Annotated in this window: 16 protein-coding genes; 9 read left to right on the top strand and 7 right to left on the bottom strand. The window is 63.2% G+C overall.

Features of this window, described 5'->3' with window-relative positions:
- Positions 1–134 precede the first annotated feature (134 nt).
- Entirely contained in the window at positions 135–1613 is a 1479-nt protein-coding gene (locus ABH939_RS30250; RefSeq protein ID WP_007735205.1) for an amidase, read from the bottom strand.
- Here ABH939_RS30250 and ABH939_RS30245 point away from each other — a divergent pair.
- A complete protein-coding gene (locus ABH939_RS30245; protein WP_155277953.1) occupies positions 1605–1745 on the top strand; it encodes a hypothetical protein in 141 nt (46 codons plus the stop codon). The genes ABH939_RS30250 and ABH939_RS30245 overlap by 9 nt on opposite strands.
- Here ABH939_RS30245 and ABH939_RS30240 read toward each other — a convergent pair.
- Positions 1739–2848: a ring-opening amidohydrolase gene (locus ABH939_RS30240; protein ID WP_007735206.1), complete on the bottom strand. Its 1110-nt coding sequence runs from the start codon at positions 2846–2848 to the stop codon at positions 1739–1741. The two genes, ABH939_RS30245 and ABH939_RS30240, sit on opposite strands and share 7 nt — an antisense overlap.
- Before the next feature lie 223 nt (positions 2849–3071).
- On the opposite strand from ABH939_RS30240, the gene upp reads away from it, so the two are divergent.
- The 4 genes from upp (at position 3072) to ABH939_RS30220 (ending at position 8509) form a co-directional block, all read left to right on the top strand.
- Complete coding sequence (gene upp / locus ABH939_RS30235) at positions 3072–3695, top strand: uracil phosphoribosyltransferase (protein ID WP_007735207.1); 624 nt, start codon at positions 3072–3074, stop codon at positions 3693–3695.
- A 92-nt stretch (positions 3696–3787) separates the two neighbouring features.
- On the top strand, positions 3788–5485 hold the full coding sequence (locus ABH939_RS30230; RefSeq protein WP_003946020.1) for a PucR family transcriptional regulator: 1698 nt from the start codon (positions 3788–3790) through the stop codon (positions 5483–5485).
- Between the two features lie 289 nt (positions 5486–5774).
- Entirely contained in the window at positions 5775–7001 is a 1227-nt protein-coding gene (locus tag ABH939_RS30225; protein ID WP_007735210.1) for a CaiB/BaiF CoA-transferase family protein, read from the top strand.
- On the top strand, positions 6998–8509 hold the full coding sequence (locus ABH939_RS30220) for a carboxyl transferase domain-containing protein (protein ID WP_007735211.1): 1512 nt from the start codon (positions 6998–7000) through the stop codon (positions 8507–8509). The genes ABH939_RS30225 and ABH939_RS30220 overlap by 4 nt, the downstream gene beginning before the upstream one ends.
- An 87-nt stretch (positions 8510–8596) precedes the next feature.
- On the opposite strand, the gene ABH939_RS30215 is transcribed toward ABH939_RS30220, so the two are convergent.
- The 3 genes from ABH939_RS30215 to ABH939_RS30205 form a co-directional block, all read right to left on the bottom strand.
- The gene (locus tag ABH939_RS30215; protein WP_003946008.1) at positions 8597–10030 is read right to left on the bottom strand and encodes a uracil-xanthine permease family protein; all 1434 of its coding nucleotides are present in this window, start codon (positions 10028–10030) and stop codon (positions 8597–8599) included.
- Between the two features lie 148 nt (positions 10031–10178).
- Positions 10179–11822: a PucR family transcriptional regulator gene (locus ABH939_RS30210; RefSeq protein ID WP_092765792.1), complete on the bottom strand. Its 1644-nt coding sequence runs from the start codon at positions 11820–11822 to the stop codon at positions 10179–10181.
- Positions 11823–11924: 102 nt separating this feature from the next.
- On the bottom strand, positions 11925–13040 hold the full coding sequence (locus ABH939_RS30205; RefSeq protein WP_404650614.1) for an XdhC family protein: 1116 nt from the start codon (positions 13038–13040) through the stop codon (positions 11925–11927).
- A 282-nt stretch (positions 13041–13322) separates the two neighbouring features.
- Here ABH939_RS30205 and ABH939_RS30200 point away from each other — a divergent pair, with 282 nt between their 5' ends.
- Genes ABH939_RS30200 through ABH939_RS30190 form a run of 3 tightly spaced genes read left to right on the top strand, consistent with a single transcriptional unit; the run spans position 13323 to position 15869 of the window.
- The gene (locus ABH939_RS30200) at positions 13323–14510 is read left to right on the top strand and encodes a CaiB/BaiF CoA transferase family protein (protein WP_404650613.1); all 1188 of its coding nucleotides are present in this window, start codon (positions 13323–13325) and stop codon (positions 14508–14510) included.
- 43 nt (positions 14511–14553) lie between these two features.
- On the top strand, positions 14554–15213 hold the full coding sequence (locus tag ABH939_RS30195; protein ID WP_277377739.1) for a TetR/AcrR family transcriptional regulator: 660 nt from the start codon (positions 14554–14556) through the stop codon (positions 15211–15213).
- The gene (locus ABH939_RS30190; protein WP_404650612.1) at positions 15210–15869 is read left to right on the top strand and encodes an enoyl-CoA hydratase-related protein; all 660 of its coding nucleotides are present in this window, start codon (positions 15210–15212) and stop codon (positions 15867–15869) included. The genes ABH939_RS30195 and ABH939_RS30190 overlap by 4 nt, the downstream gene beginning before the upstream one ends.
- Here ABH939_RS30190 and ABH939_RS30185 read toward each other — a convergent pair.
- Entirely contained in the window at positions 15837–16382 is a 546-nt protein-coding gene (locus tag ABH939_RS30185) for a hypothetical protein (RefSeq protein WP_230691665.1), read from the bottom strand. The two genes, ABH939_RS30190 and ABH939_RS30185, sit on opposite strands and share 33 nt — an antisense overlap.
- 97 nt (positions 16383–16479) lie before the next feature.
- Between ABH939_RS30185 and ABH939_RS30180 the strand changes: the two genes are divergently transcribed.
- Positions 16480–17211 carry an MBL fold metallo-hydrolase gene (locus ABH939_RS30180; protein WP_003946042.1) on the top strand — a complete coding sequence of 244 codons (732 nt, stop codon included), beginning with the start codon at positions 16480–16482 and terminating at the stop codon, positions 17209–17211.
- Here the strand turns inward: ABH939_RS30180 and ABH939_RS30175 are convergent.
- Positions 17203–18594, bottom strand: a complete 1392-nt coding sequence (locus tag ABH939_RS30175) for an amidase (protein WP_404650611.1) — start codon at positions 18592–18594, stop codon at positions 17203–17205. The two genes, ABH939_RS30180 and ABH939_RS30175, sit on opposite strands and share 9 nt — an antisense overlap.
- Between the last annotated feature and the right edge of the window lie 56 nt (positions 18595–18650).

The following is an 18650-nucleotide window of genomic DNA, read 5'->3' as shown; positions in this document are numbered from 1 at the left end:
AGATGTACGCGCCCTCACCGCGTGAGACGACAAACGCGCCGTTCTTCTCCACAGCGCCCATGTCCGCGAACCCGTGCCACAATGCCGAAGCCATCGTCGTTCTCTCCCAACTGGATACGTTCGAAATAGATCGGTCAGTTCACGCGGAGTGCGGGCGGAAGAACCCGCTCGACCCACTGGGTTGCCTGCTCGAATGCGTAGGCGAGTTGGAGTACGTCCAAGTCGGCGCCGTGCCGACCGATGATCTGGATACCCATGGGAAGCGAACGATCGTCGAAGCCGACCGGCATCCCCGCAACCGGAACCCCGGCCATCGTCCAGGGAACAACCGTCTCCATCCACCGGTGATACGTGTCCATCGACCGGCCGTCGACGGTCTCGGGCCAGTGAGTGTTCTTGTCGAAAGGAAACACCTGGGCACTGGGCGCAAGAATGTAATCGTAGGTTTCGAACATCTTGGTAATGGCCGACAGCCAGCCGTTGCGGGCCTCCGCGGCCTTGGTCACGTCGAGAGCCGACAGTGTGACCGCGTGCTCGAGTTCCCACAACAGTTCGGGCTTCATCAACTCGCGCAAGCTCGGATCGTTGTACTGATCGATCAAGCCGAGCTGTGCCCACCAACGCCACCGCAAGAACAGTTGCCAGATGTCCTCGGGTTTGAAGTCGGGAAGCGCCGCCTCGACGCGGCACCCCAACTGTTCGAAGACCTCGAACGAGGATTCGCACAACTCGAGAACTCCAGGTTCGGTTGCCAGGTAACCGTTCCAGTCACCGACCCATGCGATCCGAGAGCCCTTCAGATCACGTGCGAGGCTTTCGGTGAATACCGCGGGATCCTCACGAATCCCCAACGGTGCATAAGCATCCGGCCCCGCCATCGTGGAAAGCAGGTGAGCCACGTCGGTGACGGTTCGGCCCATCGGGCCCACAACAGCGCCCTGAGCGATGAATCCCGTCTCCGGTATCCGACCCCAGGATGGTCGAAACCCAACAACGTTGTTGAATGCCGACGGGTTTCGGAGCGAACCCATGTAATCGCTTCCGTCAGCCACCGGCAGCATGCGGAGCGCCAACGACGCAGCGGCGCCTCCGCTGCTACCGCCGGCAGTGCGCGAATTGTCGTACGGCGACACCGTCGTACCCCACACCGGGTTGTACGTCTGGGATCCGAGCCCGAACTCCGGTGTGTTCGTCTTGCCGATCACGATGGCACCGGCAGACCTGATCCGCTTGACGAACAGTTCGTCATCTTCGGCGATTCGGTCCGCGAACATCGGCGACCCGGACGTGAACGGCAGACCCTTGGCCGCCGAAAGATCCTTCACCGCATGCGGAAACCCGTGCATCCAACCGAGATACTCCCCACTCGCCAACTGCGAATCACGCTCGCGCGCCTCCGCCGTCAACGCTTCCCGATCCCGCAATGCGACGATCGCGTTCACCGCCGGGTTATGTAATTCGATCTGATCGAGGAAGCTGTCCATCACCTCGACACACGACACTTCACGCCTGCGTATCAGACCACTGAGCGTGACCGCATCGGCCATGACGAGTTCGCGATTCTCGGGCGCACCGGAAACGCTCTCGTCGACAGGGTCAGCAGCATGAACCATCGTGAATCCTTTCAAGCAGTGAAGTGGGGTACGCCGCGGCGGACTCGCCGCCACCGGCAACTGATTCGAGGACGAATTGCCGGTGGCGGCGCGACTGTCGAGGTTTCCAGCGAGGTTCTTGCCTACTACTGACCGAGATCGACGATGGCAGCGACTGGGCCGCCGCCCTCGGGACCCTGGTGCGCTGCCGATACCGAGACGAACACTGCCGGATCGCCGGTGACAGCTGCCGTGACTCCGCCGACACACGACTTGATCTGGCGGTGCCAGTGCACGTCGGAGTCGTCGAGCATCGCATTACGACGGCCACGGACCGTTCCGTCCTGACTGGCCTCGCACTTCAAGAACACGTTGACGAGTTGACCGTCCAGGTCGCTCGAGTGCGGCCGCTCCGGAAGTTCGAGTCCGGCGTCACGGATCGCCGCCCAGATGCCGTCCTGGTCGAGCGGATCCTTCATCACGCTGTGGCCGATCCGGTAGCGTCCGCCGACGCCACGTGCGTTACCGACGACGACGATCTGCGCGCGGTCCAACTCGACGCCGGACGAGCAGGATGCGACAGAGGAGAAGAGTTCGCGGCTGTGCATGACATCCTCGTCGGTCGGCATGTCGATTTCGCCGAGCGCAACCGCGATCCCCAGAGCCGTTCCGCCGTTGGACAGGTCCATCGACTCATGAGTCTGTTCGGTCCACACAGTCTTGCCGCGGCTCTTGGCGTCACGGATGGTGTGAATTGTCAGCAACGGAGTCTTGGTCTGTACGTAGTGCACGTCGGCGGGATCGGTGATGCCGGCATTGGCCATCGCGTCTTTCACTGCCGCAGCAACTTTGGTGATCATGGCCGTACGGCCGATGTCCTCGGGCAGCAGTTGCTCACTCATGGCGACACCCACGGTCAGTCGCGGCTCGTCGGTCTTGGTGACCTTGTCTGCCGGCACGGTCGCGAAGATCGTCGCGTGCGGGCTGATCACGCCGTCCGTGCCGCCGGACCAGACGATCGGCACCTCCGCCACTTCTTCGGGGCTGCGATTACCCTTGGCGGAGAGAACCTCTCGGAACGCTCGGTCCGCGATGATGCGCGTGTAGTCGTTGACGCCGCCGTTACCCTCGGTTTTGCCGATGACTGCAATGACGCGGTCGGCCTCGAGGACACCGTCGTCGATCAGCTTGGCGAGCTCACTGGCGTCGGAGACGCTGTGTAGCGGAACCTTACGGACCTCGATTGCTTCGGGCATTGGCATCTCCTTGTATAGGGAATCGTGGAGGCAAAATTGGGCCTTGACAGCTCCGGGCGCCCAGTCCAGCCGAGCGGTTCGGAACTGCCGTGTCGACCACGCTATGACGACTCGAACCCTTCGGCATCGTCAATACTTGCCCAAACGAAAACCGTGATTGGTTATTTCGACTCCGATTCACCGGTTGTGCGCCGCCCCATCGGTTCTCACTTACGATTCGACCATGGACACCACTGTTGTCGACCATCCGCTGGCGGCATCTCTGCTCACGACCATGCGCGACGCTCGCAGCGACAACGCAACGTTCCGGTCCGCCTTGCGCAGACTGACCCATATGTTGGTCTACGAGGCCATGCGCGGCGCAGAACTGGAACAGTTCGACATCGAGACGCCAGTTGCTCCGACGCTGGGGGTGCGGCTGGCGAATCCACCGCTCCTGGTCCCGGTCTTGCGAGCGGGCCTCGGCATGGTCGAACAGGCGAGTGCCCTTATTCCGCAGGCAGGCGTCGGTTTCGTGGGAATGGCACGAGACGAGAAGACACACCAGCCGGTTCCGTATCTCGAGTCCCTGCCTGCTGATCTGTCGAGCACCCCCGTCTACGTCCTCGATCCGATGTTGGCGACCGGTGGATCCATCGTCCGCACAATCGATCTGCTCATTGCACGCGGAGCCACCGATGTGACTGCAATATGTGTAGTCGTGGCTCCGGAAGGGATCGAAGCACTGAAGAACTCCGGACATCCGGTCCGGCTCCTCACAGCGAGCATCGACGACGGCCTGAACGAAAATGCTTTCCTGATACCTGGACTCGGAGACGCGGGCGATCGCCAATTCGGGCCGCGGTAGTTGGCAGACATACGGAGAACCGCTCATTCCGAGAGGCTATTTTCGTCAACTGTTGACAATGTTCGTCGCGTGATCGAGCGTAGTCTCGCGACATGGATAGATCTGCCAAATATTCGAGCGAAGAGCTTCAACATTTGCCAGAAGGTGGCGACTACAGACTCACAGTTCGGGATGTCCTCGAGCTGCCCAGTCTGCGTGGAGCCGAAGTCCTTGCCGGGCACGGGGGCTTGCGCCACCTCGTTCAATCGGTGAACGTGATGGAAGTACCGGACATCCTCGCTTGGGTGAAGCCGAACGAGTTGTTGGTGACAACCGGGTTCCCGCTGCGCTACGGGCGAACCGGCGAGCTTCTCGACGACACAGATCTCAGTGACCTCGTCGACGGTCTTGCACGTCGAGGAGTCGCGGCACTTGCCGTGAAAACGGGCCGTTATCTCGACGAGCTGCCCGAGGCGATGCTGCACATGGCAGAGCAGCGAGGGCTTCCGCTGTTGGTTCTTCCCGTCACCGCGGGATTCGACGAGGTGATCTCGGAGGTCTTCACCAAGTTGGTGGCGAAGCAGTCCGCGGCACTCGATATTGCCGATCGACTTCACCGCTCGTTGACATCGATCGTCTTGGAAGGTGGCGATCTACCTCAGATTGCCGCAGAATTCGCCGCGCTTTTCGACGTCAGCGTTCTGATCTGCTCGCCGGACGGAAGGGTATTGACCGAGGCCGGGGATTCAGCCGCGCTGAACGCGCTTCCGTTGTTCGAAAGCACCGGTCGGTTCCTGACCGAGCGGGTCGCCGTCGGTTTACAGAACGCGCCCAAGGGATTTCCCGGCCAGTTGGCGCTCACCCGAGTGGTGGCCGGCGGCACCGACCACGGCCGGATGGTGGCGTACGCCGGCACCCACGAACTCGGCGCAGTTGTCGTTCAAGCGCTGGAGCGAGCGGCCACCGTTGCCGCGCTGGCCGTCACCAAACAGCTGGCAGTTGCGGCAGTGGAATCCAAGTTCCGCGGCGACTTCCTCCGCGACGCACTGATAGGCGAAGCCGGCTCGCCTGCGGAAGTGAGCGCGCACTTCACCCAGTTGGGGTGGGATGTCACTCGTCCACTTGCCGTTGTGGTTGCAGAACTCGACGTCGATCACCCGGAATCCCAGCACGCGAATTCCACTCGCACGGACCAAGATCGACTCAGCGACGGCTGGCAACAAGTGGTACGAACACACGAGCGGACGGCGCCGTCCGTCGGGTTTCGACACGAGGTGGTCACGCTTTTCCCGACCAGCACCGACCGTGCGGTTCGGGACATCGAAGGGTTGGTGCGCAAGGTTGCCGGCGATCGCACCAGCGGCCGCCGATCCTTCAGCACGGGAGTGAGCCGGGTGATCTACTCCCTGGCCGATCTACCCGCGGCCTACGACCAAGCCTGTACAGCCGTGGTCGTCGGCCGACGTATCAACGGGCCGGGGCAGATCGCACACTTCGACGAACTCGGTGTACACCGACTCCTCTCGCTCCAGACGGACAAGAGCGAACTGCGTTCGTTCACCGATGACGTTCTGAAGTCCTTGTCGGCGGACAACGCCGAAGCCGCTGACCTGCGTCTGACACTCCAGACCCTGCTCGACTGCAATTGCAATGTCGCCGAGGCCTCCCGGGCGCTGCACATGCACTACAACACTTTGCGTTACAGAATCGGAAAGCTGGAGAGCGTCGTCGGATCGTTCACCGACGACCCCGTCCTTCGATTGAACGTCTCACTCGCCCTGCAGGTCATGAAGATGCACGAAATGTCATGACTTCGCACGATATGAGCTGACAGAACGTCCCGATAACGGTTCGATACAACCGCAATCGCGCCGCCCGGTGAGCGTTCGTCACTTCTTACCCACCACTGACACCCGTCGTCGGCAAGGTTACCCATGTGCCGTTCACCGGTGCCCGCTTACGGTTCGAAAGACGGGCCGCACATACCTCCTTCAGTGGCCCTGGCCGGTTTCTCGGTCCAGCGGACCGGAGTCGACCGAACTACGGAGGCCTCAACCACCAACTGGCTCAGCCAATTACACCAGAACACGGCGGTGCGACATGAACTCGACTTCGAAGCCTCACAACACAAGTGCTCGTAGTGGTCCGTTACACGACGTGATAGTCGTCGACCTCACGCGCGCACTCGCGGGTCCTCACGCGGCAATGATGCTCGGCGATCTGGGTGCCGACGTGATCAAGGTCGAATCACCTCACGGCGGCGACGACACCCGTGGGTGGGGGCCGCCTTTTGTGGAGCCCACGTTGGAACCACCGAACACACAACGGGAATCGACGTATTTTCTGTCCACGAACCGGAACAAGAAGTCGATCACGCTCGATCTGAAATCCGACAGTGGGCGCGCGACCCTCGAAGATCTCGTCTGCCGCGCCGATGTTCTCATGGAGAACTTCCGCACCGGAGTTCTCGATCGACTCGGATTCTCGACCGAGCGGTTGGCCGAACTCAATCCTCGACTGATCGTTCTGTCCATCAGCGGTTTCGGCCACGACGGCCCGGAAGGCGGTCGCGCCGGCTACGACCAGATCGCCCAGGGGGAAGCCGGACTCATGTCGCTGACCGGCTCGAGTCCGGACGACGTTCAACGAGTCGGAGTTCCGATCGCCGATCTTCTCGCCGGAATGTACGGGGCGTTCGGTGTCGTCGCGGCTTTGAAGGAACGCGAACAGACGGGGAAAGGCCGCGTTGTCCGAACGTCGCTCTTGGCCAGCGTGGTCGGTGTTCACGCGTTTCAAGGAACGAAGTGGACCGTCGCCGGTGAGGTAGGCACAGCGCAGGGCAACCACCATCCCTCCATCGCACCGTACGGGCTCTTTCGTACCGGCGATGGCGCAGTGCAGATCTCGGTCGGCAGCGAAAGCCTGTGGAGAAGATTCTGCGAAGGATTCGACCTCGACCCTGACGCCCCGGGTATGGCAACAAACGCCGAACGCGTCGAAAATCATTTCCAGGTCGTCGAATTGATCGAACGTACCTTCAAGCCGTACTCGCGTGACGAGCTTCTGACCGAACTCGACCGCATCGGAGTACCGGCAGGACGGGTTCGGACGATCTCCGAAGTGTACGAATGGGAGCAGACCCGATCACAGGGATTGCTCGTCGACGTCGACCACAGCACGCTCGGAAACATCACACTGCCCGGTCCACCGCTACGATTTTTCGATCCGGACGGAACCGAAGTGACGGAGACCCGCCACACTGCACCTCCGGTTCTCGGTGAAGACACTGACGAAATCATGTCATGGCTACAAGGATTCACCCGATGAACCGCCTGACGGCTCGCGACTTGCTCGACCTGGTGATCGATGCCGGCACCTGGGAATCGTGGGATACCCCTCCGATTCCCGTCGCGACCGACTCCGATTACGCCGAAGCACTTCTGCGGGCCCAGGAGAAGACCGGACTCGACGAGTCCGTCCTGACCGGAAGCGCCTCCGTCCGAGGCCGCCGTGTGGCAATCATCGTATGCGAGTTCGGCTTTCTCGGCGGATCGATCGGCGTGGCGGCGGGCGAACGCCTCGTCGTCGCCATCCGTCGAGCCACGCAAGAGCAGCTGCCCCTTCTTGCGCTTCCCACGTCCGGGGGAACGCGTATGCAGGAGGGGACGACGGCGTTTTTGCAGATGGTCAAGATCACCGCGGCGCTCATCAAGCACAAAGAAGCGCACCTGCCCTACATCGTCTATCTCCGAAACCCCACCACCGGAGGCGTATTCGCGTCCTGGGGATCACTCGGTCACGTGACGATCGCGGAACCGGGGGCCCTCGTCGGATTCCTCGGCCCTCGAGTGTTCGAGGCCTTGTACAACTCACCTTTCCCCGCCGGTGTCCAGACAGCGGAGAACCTTCACGAGCACGGACTCATCGATGCAGTGAGGCCGCCAGACCAGCTCGCCGAAATCGTCGAACGCGCATTGCGCATCATCACCGGGGCGCATCGTGGGTACTTATTGCCCAGTGACCCGTGCTCGTACGATTGCCCACCCGATACGTCGGCGTGGGAATCCGTCGTCGCATCCCGGCGCGAAGACCGACCGGGGATACGGGAAGTGTTGCTCAATTCCGCCTCGGACATGCTCCCGCTCAACGGAACCGGCCAAGGCGAGAACGATCCCGGCATCATGCTCGCGCTCGTTCGCTTCGGCGACATGCCCTGCGTCCTTCTCGGACAGGACCGGCGCGGACAGACTGCTCACTCCCCACTCGGCCCCGGCGCTCTGCGGGAGGCTCGGCGAGGTATGCGGCTGGCCGCAGAACTCGACCTGCCGCTGGTGACGATCATCGACACAGCGGGCGCGGCACTGTCGAAGGAGGCCGAAGAAGGCGGACTGGCGGGCGAGATCGCTCGGTGCATAGCCGACATGATTTCACTCGAGGTCCCCACCATTTCCCTCCTGCTCGGGCAGGGCACGGGCGGCGGCGCCCTGGCACTGATTCCGGCCGATCGAGTGCTGGCGGCCCGCCACGGTTGGCTCTCGCCCTTACCTCCCGAAGGTGCGAGCGCGATCATGTTCCACGACGTCACGCACGCGCCGGACATGGCAGCCAGTCAAGGGATCAGGTCCTTCGATCTGCTCGCGGGCGGCATCGTCGATCGGGTCATCCCCGAATTTCCCGATGCCGCGGACGAATCCGCCGCCTTCTGCACTCGCGTCGGAGCGGTACTGCACTACGAGCTGAGCGTGCTCAGTGCTACCGATGCGACTGAACGGCTCAACACCCGCACCGAACGCATCGACCGTATCGGCCTGGTCGAAGCCAGTACCTCCGTCTGATCGATCAGTACCCAGAACACCGGAAAGGCCGGACATCCTCCGCGGAGGATGTCCGGCCTTCGTCGATCGAGCACACTCAGCCAAGCGTCACGTGAGTTGCTTGGCGGGTTCCTCCCGATCGCCGCCGGGAGTCTTCGAATCCGGCTTGTTCGGTTCCGGATTCTTCGCATTCAGTTCCGGGTTCTTCGAACCGATGAACTGGCACAGGTGGTACATCCCGATCACGACGATGGTGCCGAGCGCGATGCCGCTGAGCGAGAACGTGTCACTGAACTTCAGGGCCGTGTCGCCGATACCGATGATCAGACCGGCCGCGATCGGCATCAGGTTGAGCGGATTGCCGAAGTCGACGCCGTTCTCCTTCCAGATCTTGGCGCCGAGAAGGCCGATCATGCCGTAGAGCACCACGGTGATTCCGCCGAGAACACCGCCGGGCGTCGCCGAGATGACGGCACCGAACTTGGGGGAGAAGCCGAGCATCATGGCGACGATGCCGGCAACCGCGTAGGCGGCGGTGGAGTACACACGGGTCGCTGCCATGACACCGATGTTCTCGGCGTACGTAGTGGTGGGCGAACCGCCGACGCTGCTGGCGATAGCGGTGGCGAAACCGTCACCGGCGAGCGCACGTCCCATGTACGGGTCGAGGTCGTCCCCGGTCATCTCGGCCACGGCCTTGACGTGGCCCGCGTTCTCCGCGATCAACGCGATGACACCCGGAAGGACCAGGATGATGAACGTGAGGCTGAACGACGGAGCGTGGATGCCGACGATTCCGTTGGCCTCGTCCGAGAACGGCGGAAGCCCGAACCACGACGCCGACTGCACCGAATCCCAGTTGACGCGGAAGTGCTCGGTGATCTGACCGGTGCCTGCGTCGTAGGAGGTGATCGTCCCCGAGACCCGGTCGAGGATCCAGGAGAGGACGTAGCCGAAGATCAGCGCCAGGAAGATGGCGATGCGCGCCATGAAGCCGCGTAGCGCGATACTCATGACGATCAGGGCCACCATGACGATCAGAGCCACCCACTGGTCCTGTGGCCAGTACAGCCCCGCGACGACGGGTGCCAGGTTGAATCCGATCAGCATCACCACTGCGCCGGTCACCACCGGGGGAAGAACCTTGAATACGACCCGGCCACCGAGGAAGTGGATCGCGATACCGATGGCTGCCAGGACCAGTCCGGACACCAGGATCGCGCCGGTCACCTCTGCGGATGTTCCGCCTTGGGCACGAATGGCGGCGATACCACCGACAAAGGCCGCCGACGTACCGAGGTAGCTGGGGATGCGTCCCTTGACCACCAGCAGGAAGAAGAGCGTACAGAAACCCGACATCATCACGGCAAGTTGAGGATTGAGCCCCATGATGATCGGGAAGACGAACGTCGCGCCGAACATCGACACCACGTGCTGGCTGCCCAGCCCGATGGTTCTTCCCCAGCTGAGCCGCTCGCCGGGAGCGACCACTTCACCCGGTTTGATGTTCTTTCCATCTCCGTGCAACGTCCAAATCGGCATGATGGGACCTTTCGTGCAGAGGAAGGTGTCCGAACGCTGAGTGTGCTCCAGCTCACAAAACACCGTGACTGGAGTGAAACGCTATTACAGCGCAGGGGTATCGACGTGATGACAATCTGCCAGAACCCACGGACTCGGATTGGCAATATTAGTGATTGATGCCGCGCATCGCGGTTATCTTCAGTGCTAGAGACAGATCCAGCCGTAGCTCGGGTTGCGCCGTGAAGGGTCCCAGCATTTTCTCCAGCTTAACGACCCTGTAACGCAGTGTGTTGTAATGGAAGTGGAGCTTGCGCGCTGTCTCGGCGATGTTGATGTTGGTCGCGAGCAAGACTTCCAATGTCTTGCGCATGTCCTGCGCTTCGGCAGTTTCCTCCGTCAGTTCCCGCAGTGTCTCGCGGGCGAACGTCTCGAGCTCGTTTTCGTCCTCGACCAGACTGAGCAGTCTGTACACGCCGAGATCGTCGAACTGAGTCACCGTCCACGGACCGGAGATCCGTCGCCCGACGGTCAGTGCGGTGCGCGCCTGACTGTAGAGCGCGGGGACTGCGTCGATCGCCGCTGTCGGCCGGGACACCCCGACACTGAACGGCCTTCTCCCGCCGCCACCTTCACCGCGAACGACCGTGACGAGGTCCCGCACCAATGCCATCGTGTCGGTGCCGACGCCCATGACGATCACCGTCTCGCCCGTCAGCGCGGTCACCGCCGCACCGGGATCGCGGTGGGCGATCGCCCCGGAGAACGCCATCGCCTGGCGATCGACAACAGGCAGCCGAGCGGGCGCCGCCGAGGCCGGTTCGTCGACCGGGTCCGGCTCGATCGAGACGATCACCAGCGGGCGATCGAAGTCCCAACCGAACGTCTTGGCGTGGGAGACAACGTGATCGTGGTCCCCGGCACGGCCGAGGAGCAGGTCGTGAACGAAGTTGGCGCGATGGCGTTCTTCCACCGACGCAACGGCCTGCTCACGGGTGATGACCAACGCGCACACCGACGCGGCCCGCTCGACCAGGTACTGGTCGTAACTCGTCATGACGCGCTCACCGGTGAACAACGCGAGACGCCCGTGGTCGATGTGATTGGCGGAAATCGCGGACACCGCGATGAATTGACCGTCGAACTCGTGCAGACCCAATCCGCCCTCGACGGTGTCGGTCCGCAGACGACCGGTGGAATCGACGGCGGGACAGGCAGACAGATGCTTGCGCTCCGCGGCGTCCCCGGCGCGGCAGATCTCGCGTCCGTCCGAGGTGGTGATCAGGGCGGCGCCCTTCATCTCCCGAGCGATGACTTCGGTCAATTGCGGGAGGCCGCCGCCGCCCATCACGACGTCGACCAGCAGCCGTCGCAAGCGCTCGGCCCCGAACATGGCGTCGATCTGGGCCGACTCCGTCTGCTCACGGTCTCTCGCCGCAGGGTGATCACACGCACCGTGAAAAACCAGGAGCGGGAAGCCGGCGCTTTCGGCCGCGTCGACCAGCTCCGGCGCGAGAGTGTCCCCGTCTGCGCCGAATTGGACGGCAAGTGCCGCAACACCTCGCGTCGACAACCGTCCGACAAATGCTTTGAAGGTTTCGGTGACCCTGGCGAGGGTTTCCGGCGTGGTGATCAGCAACTGTCCGTGTCGCAGCCACGGTCCGATGTCCGGAACCGCCATGAATCCCACCCGGGCTACCGTCGGGTCTTCGCAGCCGCCGGCGACCTTTCGAACACCAGGAAGGAGCGGGGTTCGAAGAAGTTCGGAGAGAACAGCATTCACCTCGGATGCCGGTACGGCCGGGTTTGCCACTTGGCAGGCACCTCGATTTCATTCGGATCACGGAAGATGGTTCACGAAAGAAACGATCCTATCCCCACCGAACACAAGATGTCCGAATTCAGCTCAGTCGACTCAGGCCGTTCGATGCAGGGCGGTCGGATTCTCCTGAGGTGGCGGGTGGATCGGCCCCTGCAGATCCCGCAGTTCCAAACCGGAGGCATTGCGAAGGGTCTTGGTCATCTCGGCGAGGATCGACACTGCAGTCTCCTCCGGTGTCCTCGCGCCGAGATCCAACCCGATCGGTGAGTGCAGACGCCCCAACTCGGCGTCGGTGACGCCTCGCTCCTTCAACAGCGCCACCCGACGCTCATGCGTCGCACGACTTCCCATCGCGCCGACGTACGCAGCCGGCGAACGCAGCGCGATCTCGAGCAGGGGGATGTCGAACTTCTCGTCGTGCGTGAGCACGGCCAGGACGGTTTTGTTGTCGATCGGTGCGGTTTCGAGGAACTTGTGTGGCCACATGACGACCAGATCGTGGGCGTCGGGGAAGCGCGCCCGTGTCGCGAAGACCGGCCGTGCGTCCACGACGGTCACGCGATAACCCGCAAAGGCGCCCAACGTACACATCGAGGCCGCGAAGTCGATGGCCCCGAACACGTACATCCGCGGTAGTGGCGCGAAGATCTCGACCAGCAGGTCGTGCTGCGAATCGATGAGAGTTCCCGCCGGCGCGACAAAAGCGACGGACTCACCGGTGTCCATCGTGCGCAGCAGGATGGACACCTCGTCCTCCGTGGCATCCAGATCTCCGCTGCGTCGGCCGTGCTCGACGACGAGGTGCCGTGCCGGTGCTCCCGGACGCACTTCGGTGACCACGACGACGGGCATATCGGCCTCGATCCGTTCACAGACCTGACCGAACTCGGCGAAACCTGCTCCGACCGCCTGGACGAACACTTCGATGGTTCCGCCGCAGGTCAGCCCTACTCCGATGGCGTCGTCGTCGGAGACGCTGAAGACCTCGACGCGACTGGTGCCGTCGGCGAGAACCTCCTGGGCGATCTCGTACAGTGCACTCTCGATACACCCGCCCGAGACGCTGCCGACCACCTCGCCGGAGCGTGAGACGGCCATCGAAGCACCGGGCATGCGCGGTGAGGATCGCCAGGTACGGACAACCGTCGCCAGTGCAAAATCCTCGCCGCGGGCGTGCCACTGCGCCAGCTGAGTGGAAATGTCGCGCATCGCCTCGCCTCCCGCTTGCATCGCCGTCCGTAGAGAGTTCACGGTATCGGCCCACCGCAATCCTGCCTGTCACACAATGCGCCTAAATCCGGGCCCTGCAGTTGTGCAATGTCGCCGTCGCATCACCTTGCGCTCTCGACCAGTGTTGTCACCGAGCCCAGCCGAAAGCAGGCCTGACCTTCATTCTTCCCCTCTCCGACGATCACTGCAGCGGCAATTCACGCAGATGGTGCGACGGATCGAGTGGGCGACGTTGCACACCACAGAACCGAGGTTTCTCCCATGGACCAATTGCTCAGCGGTATCAAAGTTCTCGACCTCACCCGCGCTCTCGCGGGGCCTCTGTGCACGTCGCTGCTCTCGGACTTCGGCGCCGACGTCGTCAAGGTCGAAACCCGTGGCTCCGGCGACAGTTCGCGTCAGTGGCCGCCGTTCGACGGCGATCGAAGCCTCTACTTCGCTTCCGTGAACCGCGGCAAACGGTCGATCGCCATCGACATGCGCAGTGACCGCGGGCGGAAACTGCTTCGCAGCCTGGCCCTCGACGCAGATGTGCTGGTCGAGAACTTCCGTCCGGGAGTACTGGCCGACATGGGGCTCGATCCCGACTCGCTCGAGCAGGAGAATCCCGGGCTTGTCGTGATGAGCATCAGTGGTTTCGGCCCGGTGGGCCCTGACCAGTTCGCGCCCGGACTCGATCAGGTGGCCCAGGGTATGTCCGGGCTGATGTCGGTCACCGGTGCCGGGGAACAGACCCCGATGCGGGTCGGTATCCCCATCATCGACACGGTCTCGGGCATCTACGCGGCGCTGGGCATCACGGCGGCGCTTGCCTCTCGCGGTCGCGACGGTCGTGGGCACCGCGTGCAGACCTCGTTGCTGGAATCCGCGATCTCGATCATGACCTTCCAAGCGCAGGACTACCTGAGCACCGGGCGGGTTTCGACGCCGAACGGCAATACGCACCCGACGATCACGCCGTACGGCGCTTTCGACACTGCCGACTTCCCGATCAACATTGCCACCGGCTCGGACAAGCACTGGATCGCACTGTGCTCGGTACTCGGTGACCCCGAGCTCGCCTTCCGTACCGAATATGCCACGGGTAAAGAACGTTTGGCGCACCGAGACCAACTGACCAAAGAACTCGAGGACCTACTGACCACGAAGGGCGCAGCGCAATGGATCTCCGAGATCCGCGGTGCCGGAATCCCCTGCGGCCCCATCCATTCGATCGATCAGGTGTTCTCCGACCCGCAAGTCGAGGCATTGCAGATGGTCGAGCAGACCCAGAGCGCCGACGGATCGTCGATTCCCGTTGTCCGCGGACCGTTCTGGGTGGACGGCAAGACCCTTCCCGTCAGGAATGCGCCACCCATGACTCTCGGCGGTGACGCCGACGACGTACTCACCGACTTCGGCCTGCGCCCGGAGGAGATCGAGGATCTTCGCGCAAATTCGGTGATCTGACCGCACACTAGTAACAGAGCAGACGCTCTGTTACTGTGCGTTCATGCCTCGGCCACGCGTCCACGACCTCGACACCCTGCTCGACGCTGCCGAAAAACTTGCCGCCACCGCCGGGCCGAGCGCTGTCACGGTCCGGGCAGTCTCCGACGCCACCGGTGTATCCAACGGGGCGATCTATCACGCATTCGGCTCTCGCAGTGGACTGGTCGGTAGCGCGTGGCTGCGTGCTGCGCGACGATTTCTCGCGCTTCAACAATCGAGAGTGGACGACGCTCTCGCGGACCCGTCGCCGACTTCGGCGGTTTCCGCCGTCGTCACGGCCGCCGAAGTTCCGGCTGTCTTCGCGCTCGACTACCCACAATCCGCGTTGCTGCTGTTGACGATCCAGCGCGACGAACTGCTCGGCACCGACGTCCCTGCCGACATCGCCGAGCAACTCACACAACTCGACCGGTCTCTGGTCGAGTTGTTCATCCGGTTGTCGACCGCGCTCTGGGGCCGCAAGGACGGCAGAGCCGTCGAGGCAATCGAGGCCTGTGTTGTCGGCCTGCCTACCGGATTACTCATTCATCCCGCCAAACGCGCCGACGGTTGGCGAGTCCCCGACGCCGCAGCACGCGCGCGGTTGGATGCCGCCGTTCGAGCGGTTCTGCATCTCGACCCACCACTGCCCAAGCCACGCAACAGGAAAGGCCAATCATGACCGCAACTCTGCGCTTCGAAGACAAGCTCGCCGTTCTCGATCTCGGCGAGGACGAGAATCGATTCTCGCCGGAGTGGCTCGATTCCGTCGACAAGCTACTCGACCAGGCTTTGAGCGAAAGCGCACATGCCCTGGTCACCACGGCGACGGGCAAGTTCTACTCCAACGGACTCGACCTCGACTGGCTGGGCGCGAACGGCGACAAGGCGAAGTGGTATGTGCAGCAGGTGCAGTCGCTGTTCGCTCGGATGCTGACGTTCCCGATGCCCACCGTCGCGGCGATCAACGGCCACGCCTTCGGAGCCGGCGCCATGCTCGGCATCGCGCACGATTACCGCGTCATGCGCGATGATCGCGGCTACTACTGCTTCCCGGAGGTGGACATCAACATCCCCTTCACCGAAGGAATGGCAGCTCTCATCCAGGCCAAGCTCAGCCCGGCGTCGGCAATCGTCGCCATGACCACGGGGCGGCGATACGGCGGAAGTGACGCATTCGCAGCCGGTTTGGTGGACTTCACCGCATCCGTCGACGCTTTGACCGCCAAGGCCATCGAAATGGTTGCACCGATCGGCCCGAAGAATGCGGGCACACTGGGGGCAATCAAGTCGACGATGTTCGCTTCAGTGGTCACCGCTCTGAACACCGACGGCTAGAAGCGACGGACTGTGTTCTCGCAGAGCCGCTTCCAGATCGTCGGCAACACTCTCGGGATCGCGGCCTTCGGTGCTCAGAACCACGTCGACTCCACTGAGCGTCGGCATCGAACCGGCCAGCAGTTGTGACGCCTCCACCAACTCGTCCAACCCGGCCCAGCCGGCCGGTTCACGTTCGATGATTCTGGTACGCAACGTATCCGGATCGGCCTCGAGGCGCGCCAGCAGGTGCCCCTCGGCGCCGGTCGCGGCCAGCAGGGCGCGCCCGTAGTCGTCGTCTTCGACGGTCGCCGTGAGAAACAGGAGTCCGTACCCCGCTTCCCGGTACGACGCGGACAGCATCCCGACGTGTGAGATTGCCCGTTCGGCCCCCAGCGGCGGATAGCACCGCTCGAGTTCGTCCACCTCGATCATCGCGTTGCTCACCCCGGCCTCGCCGAGTCGATCGTGAAGCGCGGTCAGCACGGAACTCTTCCCCGCGCCCGGCGGGCCTGTCAGCAGTAGTACGAACACGTCCTCCACTATTCCAGAGCCTTGTGCAGGCGCGGGGCGGCGAGAAGGCTGAAGAAGACAGATTGACGTGTACAACAGCCCTGATCGGAGCACAGCGATGACCACCACGATCACCGAAATCGCGCCGGACATCTACCGACTGTCGACCTTCGTGGACGAAGCGAACCTCACGATGAACCAGTTTCTCGTCGACGGCGAGGAACCCTTGCTCTTCCACACCGGGCAGCGAGCGTTGTTCACCTCGGCTTCCGACGCACTCTCCACGCTGATCGACATCGACCGTCTGAAATGGATCACGTTCGGTCACGTCGAGGCCGACGAATGCGGGTCCATGAACTCCTGGCTTGCGGCGGCCCCCGAAGCGCAAGTTGCACACGGTGCGATGGGGTGCTTCGTCCAGGTCAACGATCTGGCCGATCGGGCGCCACTTCCCTTGCAGGACGGCGACGTACTCGAAACCGGCAGCCGCCGAGTCCGGCACATCGACACCCCACACGTCCCACACGGTTGGGACGCGGGTCTGATGTTCGAGGAGACGACGTCGACGCTGTTCTGCGGAGATCTCTTCACTGCGTTCGGGCACCACCCCGCGACCACCGAGCACGAAATCGTCGGTCCCGCTTTGGAAGCCGAGGACTTGGGCCACGCCACATGCCTCACCCCGGATCTCGAACCCACGATCCGCGCCCTGGCCGACCTCGAGCCGCGGATTCTGGCTACCATGCATGCACCGACGTACTACGGCGACTGCGTCACCACGCTTCACGACCTTGCCGACTCGTACGCAACACGTTTCGCAGCCGAAACCGAAAGATGGAAGTCAGACTAGAGCTTGCGCATTCGACGTGATTCGCGCCGCCACGGACAGCGCAACATACTCGTGGAACGGCCGGGCCACCACTTGCACTCCGACCGGTAAACCGTTGCGGGAGAGTCCTACCGGAACCACGACCGACGGAAGGCCGAGCACACTGATCGCCCGGCAACTCGCGAGCGCGTCCATCCACGTGAGTTTGCGACCGCCCACCTCGAAGCTCTCCACACCGAGCGGCGGAGCGAGCACCGACGCAACCGGCAGAATCAGGACGTCGCCCATCTCGTCGAGGAAGTCGGCGATCAACATCGCACGATCCGCCCACAGCGCTTCCACCTCGGCGGAACTGCGATCACGGCCTGCCGCAAGCATGGCGGTGATGTCCGCGTCGAAAGAGTGCGCTGAACCTGCGGCGAGAGAGTGGATGTCCGCGTGGGTCTCGACCGATCGCAACGCGCCGAAAAGCGCGTTGGCCCGCGGCAGAGCCAGACCGTCGTACTCGCTCGCGTCCAGGCTGATCGCCACCGTCCGAACCGCTGACCGGATTTCTTCGTCGACGGGAATCGTTCCCTCGCCGGTGGCCCAGCGGATGTCGAGGTCGTCGACGTCGACCGAATCAGGCTCGGTCCACGAGAAATGCGGCTTCGACAGGACGCGCAACGCAAGCGCCGCATCACCGAGGTTGCGGGCCAGTGGGCCGATGGTCTGGATCGTGCCGTGCATCGTCGCAGGGTTGGCGAGTACCCGTCCATCCGAAAGCACGCCTGGATACTGACCTTCCGGATCGACACGTCCGAGCGTCGGGCGAACCGAAGTGAGGCCGGTGCAGTGGGCGGGCCAACGCACCGAGCCACCAAAATCCGTACCGAGTCCGAGCACGCTCATTCCGGCAGCAACCGACGCGGACTCGCCGCCACTCGACCCGCCGGGGGACCGGACGACGCCGTCCGGTCGCACCGGACTGGCCGTGGTTCCGAACAGTTCGTTTCGAGTCAGGCCGCACGCGCCGAATTCCGGGGTGTTGGTCTTGCCGATCAGAATCGCACCGGCAGCCTTGAATGCCGCGACGGCCGGGGCGTCGACGGCCGGGACGTTGTCCGCCAGAGTGCGAGAACCGGCAGTGGTGCGCACGCCGGCAGTGGCGATCAGGTCCTTGACCGTGAACGGAACCCCGGCAAGGGGGCCGAGTGTCTCACCGAGAAGGCGTCGCTCGTCCAGGGCATCCGCGGCCGTGCGAGCCTCCTCGGCGCACACGGTGACCAGTGCGTTGAGTTCGACATTGCATTCGTCGACCCGTGCGAGATGTTCTTCGACGACGGTCCGCGCCGACACCTGACCCGACCGCACGGCCTCGGCGATGGATCGGGCATCACGGCCCACCCAGCTCTCACGACTCATCGCACGCCTCTCCTTGCCAGTACCCTCTGCCGAGCGTAAGGACAACGAGCAACCCG

The organism is Rhodococcus sp. 27YEA6 (assembly GCF_044908235.1).
GTDB classification, from domain to species: domain Bacteria; phylum Actinomycetota; class Actinomycetes; order Mycobacteriales; family Mycobacteriaceae; genus Rhodococcus_F; species Rhodococcus_F qingshengii.
The sequence above is the reverse complement of the archived record's forward strand: the minus strand, read 5'-3'. Positions and strand labels throughout refer to the sequence as shown.